The organism is Sphingopyxis sp. SCN 67-31 (assembly GCF_001725095.1).
In genome coordinates, this window is the sequence record NZ_MEFH01000049.1 from 164,204 (window position 1) to 171,904 (window position 7,701).

The 7,701-nt window shown below is 63.1% G+C and carries 5 protein-coding genes; 2 read left to right on the forward strand and 3 right to left on the reverse strand.

The window, feature by feature from the left end; genetic code table 11:
* Positions 1–23: 23 nt before the first annotated feature.
* Positions 24–2,537, forward strand: coding sequence for a TonB-dependent receptor (locus ABS88_RS06145; RefSeq protein WP_076074567.1), 2,514 nt, complete (start codon positions 24–26; stop codon positions 2,535–2,537).
* 99 nt (positions 2,538–2,636) lie between these two features.
* Here the strand turns inward: ABS88_RS06145 and ABS88_RS06150 are convergent, their stop codons facing one another.
* Positions 2,637–5,723 carry a TonB-dependent receptor gene (locus ABS88_RS06150; protein WP_286749407.1) on the reverse strand — a complete coding sequence of 1,029 codons (3,087 nt, stop codon included), beginning with the start codon at positions 5,721–5,723 and terminating at the stop codon, positions 2,637–2,639.
* Positions 5,724–6,157: 434 nt separating this feature from the next.
* Between ABS88_RS06150 and folE the strand changes: the two genes are divergently transcribed.
* Positions 6,158–6,754: a GTP cyclohydrolase I FolE gene (gene folE / locus ABS88_RS06155; protein WP_067105618.1), complete on the forward strand. Its 597-nt coding sequence runs from the start codon at positions 6,158–6,160 to the stop codon at positions 6,752–6,754.
* A gap of 141 nt (positions 6,755–6,895) precedes the next feature.
* Here the strand turns inward: folE and rplI are convergent, their stop codons facing one another.
* Both rplI and rpsR read right to left on the reverse strand, forming a co-directional pair.
* Complete coding sequence (rplI, locus tag ABS88_RS06160) at positions 6,896–7,525, reverse strand: 50S ribosomal protein L9 (protein WP_067105617.1); 630 nt, start codon at positions 7,523–7,525, stop codon at positions 6,896–6,898.
* Between the two features lie 13 nt (positions 7,526–7,538).
* Positions 7,539–7,701 (reverse strand): 30S ribosomal protein S18 (gene rpsR, locus ABS88_RS06165; protein ID WP_286749413.1); only part of this gene is annotated, 163 nt, incomplete at its 5' end.

The window sequence follows — 7,701 nt, forward strand, 5'->3', positions numbered from 1 at the left end:
CTTCGCGGGTCGGAGAGAGAATCATGACCTTGCGCAACATGCTGCTGGGCGCCACGATGCTGTGCGCCGCCGCGACCCCCGCCATCGCCGCTGCCCAGAACACGGGTGCCGGCGATAATGATTACGGCAACGAGATCATCGTCACCGCGAGCAAGCGGTCGCAGACGCTGCAGGATACGCCGATCGCCGTGTCGGTGGCCTCGGCGGCCGACATCGAAAATTCGCAGATCCGCGACCTCATCGACCTGCAATCGGCGGTGCCCAGCCTGCGCGTGGCGCAGCTTCAGTCGAGCGCCAATACCAATTTCATCATCCGCGGTTTCGGCAACGGCGCCAACAACCCCGGCATCGAGCCGTCGGTCGGCGTCTTCATCGACGGTGTCTATCGCTCGCGTTCGGCGGCGCAGATCGGCGACCTGCCCAATCTCGAGCGCGTCGAAGTGCTGCGCGGCCCGCAATCGACGCTGTTCGGCAAGAACGCCTCGGCGGGCGTCATCAGCATCGTCACGCAAAAGCCGCAATATGATTTCGGCGGCTCGATCGAGGCGACCTACGGCAATTACGACGCGATCACGGTGAAGGGCAATGTCACCGGCCCGATCGGTGAAAATGTCGCTTTCTCGCTCGGCGGCAATTTCAACCGCCGCGACGGCTATGCGCAGGATCTGCGGCTGGGCAAGGACGTCAACGACCGCAACCGCTGGGGCGTGCGCGGGCAGCTGCTGTTCGAGCCCACCGACGCGCTGTCGATCCGCCTGATCGGCGATTACGACAAGATCGACGAGAATTGCTGCATCGCGGCGAACGTCATCGCCGGGCCGACGGTCGCGATCACCGACCTGCTGGCGGGCGGGACGAGCGTCGATGCCGCCAATCCCTTTTCCTACCGCGTCTACAACAATTTCCTGTCGTCGAACGAGATCGAGAATTACGGCGGATCGGCGCAGATCGACTATGATCTCGGTGCGCTCGCGCTGACCTCGATCACCGCCTATCGCGAGGTGCGCGCCGACACCAATCAGGATTCGGATTTCTCGGGCGCCGACCTGATCGGGCAGAAATCGGACGATACCGCGATCAACACTTTCACCCAGGAACTGCGGCTGACGTCGGACTTCGACGGGCCGGTCAACTTTCTGATCGGCGGCTATTATTTCCACGAGAAGATTCGGCAGCACAGTCAGATCTATTTCGGCGACGACTTCCGTCCCTATGGCAACGCGCTGATCCAGGCGGCCAGCGGCGGGCTGCTGGACGTTCCGACGCTCGAGGCCGCGCTGGGTGCGCCGAACGATTCCTTCTTCCACGCCGGCGACGGCATGGATGAACGTTACCGGATGAAGAACACCGCCTGGTCGATCTTCGGCACGCTCGATTTCGGGATCAGCGACCGGCTGACGCTGACGCTCGGCGGCAACTATACGAAGGACAAGAAGCGCTTCACGACCGACGTCACCAGCACCGACGTCTTTTCGGGGATCGACCTCGACGCGGCCGCCTATACGCCGTTCCGTGAATTCGTGCTTGTCAGCAGTGGGGTGGATCCGGCGACCGCCGCTTTCCTCGCGGCGAATCCGACGCTGATCCTGCCCGATGGCAGTAGCGCGAACCCCCTCGCCGGCCTCAAGGATTTTCAGTTCCTGCCGCCTTTCCTCGACGTTCCGAACAGCGTCGAGCCGGGCCGGGTCAGCGATGGCGATTTTTCGTGGAGCGCGCGTCTGTCCTATGAACTGACCGACACGGTCAACGTCTATGCGACCTATGCGACCGGCTTCAAGGCCGCCTCGGTCAACCTGTCGCGCGACAGCCGCCCGCTGGCGGCGGACCTGCCCGCGATCGTCGCGGGCGGCCTCGCGACGCCGAACCTGGTGGCGGGCACGCGCTTCGCGGCGCCCGAGGAATCGGAAGTCTATGAGGCGGGACTGAAGGCCAACTGGTCGGTCGCGGCGCTGAACCTCGCGGTGTTCAAGCAGTCGATCAAGGGGTTCCAGTCGAACGTCTTCACCGGCACCGGCTTCGCGCTCGCCAACGCCGGCAAGCAGTCGACCTTCGGGATCGAGTTCGACGGATCGGTGCGGCCGGTCCGCGGGCTCAACCTGAACCTCGCCGTCACCTATCTCGACGCCAAATACGACAGCTTCGTCGCTTCGGCGTTCGGCGACCTGTCGGGCATGAAGCCCGCGGGCATCCCCGACCTGTCGGTTTCGATGGGCGGCACCTACACCCACGAATTCGCGGGCGGGACGCGGGCGATCGCGCATGTCGACTATCAGTATGAAAGCCCGACGCAGATCGTCGACGGCCTCGCCGCCCTGCCGGCGAGCGTCGCGCAGAATCTGAAGCGCGAGGTCAACCAGCTCAACGCGTCCTTCACCGTCGCGCTGACCAACGGCCTCGAACTCGGCGTGTGGGCCCGCAATCTGACCAATGCGCGCTATCTGACGACGATCTTCAACGCCGTCGCGCAGTCGGGCAGCGTCTCGGGCTATCCCAGCCAGCCGCGGACCTACGGTGTGACCGCGCGCTTCAAATTCTGATCGGAAGGCGGGCGTCCGCGCCCGTCCTTCGACGATGGACAAAAGAAACCCCGGCCTCTCGTTCGAGAGGCCAGGGCTTTTTTTGCCTATTTGGGCTGGTTAGAACCGCACGCCCGCCGCGATGCCGTAGCGCCGCGGTTCGAGGGTGAAGATGTTGGTGTAGTTACCCGACGACTGGTCGGTGATGTAGAGACCGGTGACGCTATTCACGTCGAAGACGTTCTGGATGAACCCCTTCACGAACCATTTGTCCTCGGCTCCGTTCAGCTGAAGCTGCGCGTTGACCTGGGCATAGCCTTTGATCTTGTTGACGTTGCCGTTGAAGATGCCGCCATAGCTGTCGCCGGTGTAGGCGAGGTCGAAGCGCGGGACGAGCGTCATGTCGCTGTCGCCGAGGTGCGCGGTATATTGCACGCCAGCGCTGAACTTGTAGTTCGGCGCCTGCGGCAGCTTGTTGCCCTTCAGGTTCACATTGACGCCGGCCGAATGATATTCGATCCCGCCGAACGCCGCCGGGTCGAGACCGGCCCCCGCGAAGGCGCCGCTGGCAGCGGCGCCGAGCACGCCGCAAATGCCGAACGCACCGGTCGAAGCGATGCCTCCGTCTGCCGGGAAGGTCGTCGTTCCCTGCAAGCCAGCGCCGGCGGCGAGGCCGGGGACGAGGCCGGCGTTGATGACGTTGTTCACCGTGTTGACGAAGGCGTTGACACCGGTGACGTTGCCCGAAGTCGACGAAACCGCGCAGTTCGCACCGTTGGTGATGTCCTTGATGATGACGGCATCGGCCCGGCCGCCGCCGAAATCGCGCGGGTTGCTGGTGAGCTTGTCTTCGGTCACCTTCGTATGCAGGTAGCTGAAGCCGAGGTTGATCAGCCAGTTCGGGTCGGGCCGCACCATGCCTTCGATTTCGAAGCCGTAGATGTCGGCGCTGACGTTGTCGTTGACCGCGGTACGGGCGACGATCTTGCTGAGCTGGAGATCCTTGTACTTGTAGTAGAAAGCGGTGGCGTTGAGCTGCAGTGCGCCGTTGCCGAAGCTGTTCTTCGACCCGATTTCGAACGCGTCGACCTGTTCGGGCTTGAACGATTCGGGCACCGCGAAGACCGGCTGCAGCGGCGGGTTGATGCCGCCCGATTTATAGCCCCGCGAATAGGAGGCATAGATCAGATTGTCCTCGGTGATCTTGAAGTCGATCACCGCGCGGCCAGTCAGCTTGTTATAGGAGACGCTGCGACTCTGATAGGCTTCGCATCCCGGTTTCGATCCGACCGCGCCCACCGGAGTAGCGGGGGTGCCATCCATGAAGGCCGTGCTGCCATCGGGCAACGTCTGGGTACAGGGCGTCGCGCTGTCGCCATCGAAAAGGGCGCCATAGGGTGTGTCGAACAGATCGCCGGCAAAGCTGTGGGGTGCGAAGATATTGCCGTTCGAACTGGCGAGCAGCGACCGTGCGCGGACGCTCTTCTTGTCGTTGTTGTAGCGCAGGCCGAGGGTCAGTTTCAGCCGATCGCTGAACTCGACATAGGCTTCCCCGAAAAGACCGTAGGATTTGATCTTCAAATCATCCGTGTTGTTGCGGAAGAAGGGCTGACCCAGCACCGACGGCGGCAATCCCGCCTTAAAGGACGAGAACGCTCCCAGCACACCCGCGAGATAATCGATCGGGAAGGCGTTCACATAATAGCTATTCTCGGTCAGGTGATAATCGGCATAGATGCCGCCGAGCAGGAAGTTGAACGGACCATCAAGGTCGCTAGACAGGATGGCTTCCCCCGACCAACTGCTGTTATACTGGTTCGATCGATCGAATTGCAGCGATTGGTCGCTGCAGATGCCGTTGCCGCCGAAGACGCCCCGTCCCGTATCGTCGGACTGCGAAGTGCAAAGAACGCCGTTTGGACCGTTCGGAATCAGGGCTGCGGCCACGGGCGCGAAATAGGCTGCAGAGCCAGGAACAAACGCCGGAGCAGGCGCCGGCAGGCCGGTCGGAATACCGTTGGCGGCAAAGAAAGCCAACGTGTTCAAGGCCCCCGCATAGAGTGAGCGGTCGCCGATATTGCTGTTGTAATCCTGCTGCGCCTCGAGCTTAACCTTCTGATACTGGCCGGACACCTGCAAGGCGACCGGGCCGAAATTATGTTCGATCTGGCCCTGGAGGATCAGTTCGCTAGTGAAATAGGACGGCGTGAAGGCCGTCTTTACCTCGCGCGGGTCGCTCGAAATCGACGTATTGCCATAGACGTTGGGGCCGTAAATGCTGCCAAGCGCGAAGGCGGCCGGAATGCCCTGCGTTGCCAGGAATTCCTTTGACGTCAGTGCGGCGGTGAAGGTCGCATTGCCGTTGAACGGCGACGCATCGAGCCGGTTGTTCAGACAGCCGAGGATGCCCGTCGGGTCATATTGACAAAGCTGCTTCTGGATGCGCGTGCGCTGGTCGCGTTCGTGGAAATACGACCCCATCAGGTCGATCGTGGTGTCGGACGACGGCTCCCAGCGCAGCGAGCCGCGGACCGAGTAGAGGTCGCGGTCGTCGATGCGGGTATTGAGGAAGGTGTTCTTGGTGTAGCCGTCGCGGTTGAGGTAGATGCCCGCGACGCGGATGCCCGCAGTGTCGCCAAGGGGGATGTTGACCATCGCCTTGCCCTTGATCGAGTCATAATTGCCATATTCGGCTTCGGCCGACGCCTGGAACACGCCGAGCTTCGGCTTGGCGGTGATCACGTTGACCACGCCCGAGGTCGCGTTGCGGCCGAACAGCGTGCCCTGCGGCCCGCGCAGCACTTCGACGCGTTCGAGGTCGAAGAATTCGGTTTCGAACAGGCGGGTCGAAAACAGCGGGTCGCCGTTCAGATGGATCGCGGTCGCGCTGTCGCAGGTCGTGCCGACGCACAGGTCGCCGATGCCGCGGATGGTGAAGCTTGCGCCGGTGAAGTTCGTCTTGGTGAAGGTGACGTTCGGCAGCGTGAGCTGAAGGTCCGACGGCGTCTTGATCTGCTGCGCCTCGAGCGCTTCCGACGAGAAGGCGCTGACCGCGATCGGCACGTCCTGCAGACGTTCGGACTGGCGCTGCGCGGTGACGACGATCTCGCCGCCGAACGCGTCGGTCGTGGAACCGCTCTGCGCATAGGCCGGTGTCGCCACCGTCATGGCCAGGATGGACGTTCCGATCAGTGCGTTGAACTTCATTTATATCCTCCCATTTTCGATCCCGCGGTTGCGGGTCGCCCAAATCTGATTTGTGGTTGGGGAAGGGACGCCGATCAGGCATGCGAACGGGCACCGGACCCGTCCGATCCGACGCCAGAGCAGTTGCTGCTCGCCAGCGATGCTGGTCATCGTCCTCTCCCACCGGCGTCGGGGAAAACGCCGGCCTCTCCGGATTACGGTCCGCTCAAGCGAACTCTGTAATGGTCCAAAGGTGCGCTTAGTTGACGAAAGCGTCAAGCCACTTGTGCGGGAGAAAAAATCGCGGGAAAGCGCGCTCCTCGGCTCCTTCCGAAAAGCCACGATTCCCCAACGTAAACTTGTCCCGGGGTGGGAATTTCTTCGCGCCATGGGCTTGCGCAAAGCCATTTGGGGGGCGACATGTGCGACATGATAGCAACAGTGAAAGAGGGGCGATGACCGAGGTGGAACTGGGGCCGGACGGCAAGATTCTCGTGCCCGGTCCCGTGCAGGACGCGATCCGCACGCTGATCGAATGGGCGGGCGACGACCCGTCGCGCGAGGGTTTGCTCGACACGCCGAAGCGCGTCGCGCGGGCGTGGAAGGAATATTGCCAGGGCTATGCCGAGGACCCGGGCCTCCATCTGTCGCGCACTTTCGAAGAGGTCGGCGGCTATGATGAGATCGTTCTGCTGCGCGACATTCCGTTCCAGTCGCACTGCGAGCATCATATGGCGCCGATCACCGGCAAGGCGTCGATCGCCTATCTGCCGAAGGATCGCGTCGTCGGCATCTCGAAACTGGCGCGCGTCCTGAACGGCTATGCCCGCCGGCTCCAGGTGCAGGAGCGGCTGACGGCCGAGGTCGCGCGGTGCATCTGGGACCATCTCCAGCCGCACGGCGTCGCGGTGGTCATCGATGCCCAGCACGGCTGCATGACCGGCCGCGGCGTGCGCACGCCGGGCGTCGGCATGGTGACGAGCCGCCTGCTCGGCTGCTTCCTCGACGACGAACGCAGCCGCAAGGAAGTACTGAGCCTGATGGGGTATTGATCGAAACCTCGCCCCAGCTTTCGTCGGGGCGACGGCAGGGGATAGGGCAGCGATATGGAAGCCCTGGCGAGACGATGACAAAAAGGCTCCGAAACCATGCGGTTTCGGAGCCTTTTTGCCTCTTGCGAGAGGAAGAGAGGCTTAGGCCTCTTCGCCCTCGTCGGCCGCAGGCGCGTCTTCCGCAACCGCTTCCGACGGCGGGGTCGCGTCCTCGAACTCGTCCTCGCTGTCGGGTTCCAGCGCCGCGGCGACCGCTTCGGCATGTTCTTCCTCGAACATGGCCGCGATCACGTCGATGCCCTGGCTCTGCATTTCGGCCTCGTCGGGCGAGCGGGCGACGTTGACGCCGACGGTGACGCTCACCTCGGGATGCAGCCGGACCTTGACGTCGAACAGTCCGAGCGACTTGATCGGGCGTTCGAGCTCGACCATCGCCTTGGTGATGTTGGTCACGCCGTCCTCGACCAGCGCGTCGACGATGTCGCGCACCGACACCGAGCCGTAGAGCTGGCCGGTGTTCGACGCCTGGCGGATCAGCACGACCTGCTTGCCGTCGACGTCCTTGGCGCGGCCTTCGGCGGCGCTGCGGCGTTCGGCGTTGTCGGCCTCGATCTTCGAGCGGTTCGCTTCGAACAGCTTGCGGTTGGCGTCGTTCGCGCGCAGCGCCTTGTGGTTGGGCAGCAGATAGTTGCGCGCAAAGCCGTTCTTGACGGTGACGACGTCGCCGATACCGCCCAGTTTCTCGATACGTTCGAGCAGGATGATTTCCATCGGTCCGCCCTCCTTACTTCACGATGTAGGGAAGCAGGCCGATGTGGCGGGCGCGCTTGATCGCACGGGCCAGCTCACGCTGCTTCTTGGTGGACACCGCGGTGATCCGCGACGGGACGATCTTGCCGCGCTCCGACAGGTAACCCTGGAGCAGGCGGACGTCCTTGTAATCGATG

Coding starts and splice junctions, on each gene's coding strand:
- ABS88_RS06145 (WP_076074567.1), top strand. CDS start 24: ATGACCTTGCGCAACATGCTGCTGGGCGCCACGATGCTGTGCGCCGCC.
- ABS88_RS06150 (WP_286749407.1), bottom strand. CDS start 5,723: ATGAAGTTCAACGCACTGATCGGAACGTCCATCCTGGCCATGACGGTG.
- folE (WP_067105618.1), top strand. CDS start 6,158: ATGACCGAGGTGGAACTGGGGCCGGACGGCAAGATTCTCGTGCCCGGT.
- rplI (WP_067105617.1), bottom strand. CDS start 7,525: ATGGAAATCATCCTGCTCGAACGTATCGAGAAACTGGGCGGTATCGGC.